This window comes from Streptomyces sp. NPDC007162, from assembly GCF_040634175.1.
Lineage (GTDB): Bacteria > Actinomycetota > Actinomycetes > Streptomycetales > Streptomycetaceae > Streptomyces.
This window is the reverse complement of the sequence record NZ_JBEYFC010000852.1, coordinates 1-2,484: the sequence shown is the minus strand read 5'-3', so window position 1 is coordinate 2,484 and position 2,484 is coordinate 1. Positions and strand designations below refer to the sequence as shown.

The 2,484-nt window shown below is 56.9% G+C and carries 1 rRNA gene; it reads right to left on the bottom strand.

Going from position 1 to position 2,484, the window contains the following annotated elements:
* Positions 1-133: 133 nt before the first annotated feature.
* Positions 134-2,484 (bottom strand): 23S ribosomal RNA (locus ABZ646_RS44910); the annotation flags it as partial.

The following is a 2,484-nucleotide window of genomic DNA, read 5'->3' as shown; positions in this document are numbered from 1 at the left end:
TTCGGAATGTAACCGGGCGTTTCCCTCACGCTATGACCACCGAAACACTATGAAACTGTTCAGCCGCACCACGCCGTGACCGGACGTGGGGCTGTTCGTGGTTTCAGAACCAACACAGTGGACGCGAGCAACTGAGGACAAGCCCTCGGCCTATTAGTACCGGTCACCTCCACCAGTTACCTGGCTTCCAGATCCGGCCTATCAACCCAGTCGTCTACTGGGAGCCTTACCCCATCAAGTGGGTGGGAGTCCTCATCTCGAAGCAGGCTTCCCGCTTAGATGCTTTCAGCGGTTATCCCTCCCGAACGTAGCCAACCAGCCATGCCCTTGGCAGGACAACTGGCACACCAGAGGTTCGTCCGTCCCGGTCCTCTCGTACTAGGGACAGCCCTTCTCAAGACTCCTACGCGCACAGCGGATAGGGACCGAACTGTCTCACGACGTTCTAAACCCAGCTCGCGTACCGCTTTAATGGGCGAACAGCCCAACCCTTGGGACCGACTCCAGCCCCAGGATGCGACGAGCCGACATCGAGGTGCCAAACCATCCCGTCGATATGGACTCTTGGGGAAGATCAGCCTGTTATCCCCGGGGTACCTTTTATCCGTTGAGCGACGGCGCTTCCACAAGCCACCGCCGGATCACTAGTCCCGACTTTCGTCCCTGCTCGACCCGTCGGTCTCACAGTCAAGCTCCCTTGTGCACTTACACTCAACACCTGATTACCAACCAGGCTGAGGGAACCTTTGGGCGCCTCCGTTACTCTTTAGGAGGCAACCGCCCCAGTTAAACTACCCATCAGACACTGTCCCTGATCCGGATCACGGACCCAGGTTAGACATCCAGCACGACCAGACTGGTATTTCAACGACGACTCCACCACCACTGGCGTGGCAGCTTCAAAGTCTCCCAGCTATCCTACACAAGCCGAACCGAACACCAATATCAAACTGTAGTAAAGGTCCCGGGGTCTTTCCGTCCTGCTGCGCGAAACGAGCATCTTTACTCGTAGTGCAATTTCACCGGGCCTATGGTTGAGACAGTCGAGAAGTCGTTACGCCATTCGTGCAGGTCGGAACTTACCCGACAAGGAATTTCGCTACCTTAGGATGGTTATAGTTACCACCGCCGTTTACTGGCGCTTAAGTTCTCAGCTTCGCCACACCGAAATGTGACTAACCGGTCCCCTTAACGTTCCAGCACCGGGCAGGCGTCAGTCCGTATACATCGCCTTACGGCTTCGCACGGACCTGTGTTTTTAGTAAACAGTCGCTTCTCGCTGGTCTCTGCGGCCACCCCCAGCTCAGAGCGCGAAGCTCCTCACCAGGCGTGGCCCCCCTTCTCCCGAAGTTACGGGGGCATTTTGCCGAGTTCCTTAACCATAGTTCACCCGAACGCCTCGGTATTCTCTACCTGACCACCTGAGTCGGTTTAGGGTACGGGCCGCCATGAAACTCGCTAGAGGCTTTTCTCGACAGCATAGGATCATCCACTTCACCACAATCGGCTCGGCATCAGGTCTCAGCCTTGATGTGCGACGGATTTACCTACCGCACGGCCTACACCCTTACCCCGGGACAACCACCGCCCGGGCTGGACTACCTTCCTGCGTCACCCCATCACTCACCTACTACAAGTCTGGTCCGTCGGCTCCACCACTTTCCTTTCCCCGAAGGGTCCGGAACGGCTTCACGGACTTAGCATCGCCTGGTTCGATGTTTGACGCTTCACAGCGGGTACCGGAATATCAACCGGTTATCCATCGACTACGCCTGTCGGCCTCGCCTTAGGTCCCGACTTACCCTGGGCAGATCAGCTTGACCCAGGAACCCTTAGTCAATCGGCGCACACGTTTCCCACGTGTGAATCGCTACTCATGCCTGCATTCTCACTCGTCAACCGTCCACAACTACCTTCCGGTGCTGCTTCACCCGGCAGACGACGCTCCCCTACCCATCACAGCCGGCGTTGGCCGTTATGCTGCAATGACACGACTTCGGCGGTACGCTTGAGCCCCGCTACATTGTCGGCGCGGAATCACTAGACCAGTGAGCTATTACGCACTCTTTCAAGGGTGGCTGCTTCTAAGCCAACCTCCTGGTTGTCTCTGCGACTCCACATCCTTTCCCACTTAGCGTACGCTTAGGGGCCTTAGTCGATGCTCTGGGCTGTTTCCCTCTCGACCATGGAGCTTATCCCCCACAGTCTCACTGCCGCGCTCTCACTTACCGGCATTCGGAGTTTGGCTAAGGTCAGTAACCCGGTAGGGCCCATCGCCTATCCAGTGCTCTACCTCCGGCAAGAAACACACGACGCTGCACCTAAATGCATTTCGGGGAGAACCAGCTATCACGGAGTTTGATTGGCCTTTCACCCCTAACCACAGGTCATCCCCCAGGTTTTCAACCCTGGTGGGTTCGGTCCTCCACGAAGTCTTACCTCCGCTTCAACCTGCCCATGGCTAGATCACTCCGCTTCGGGTCT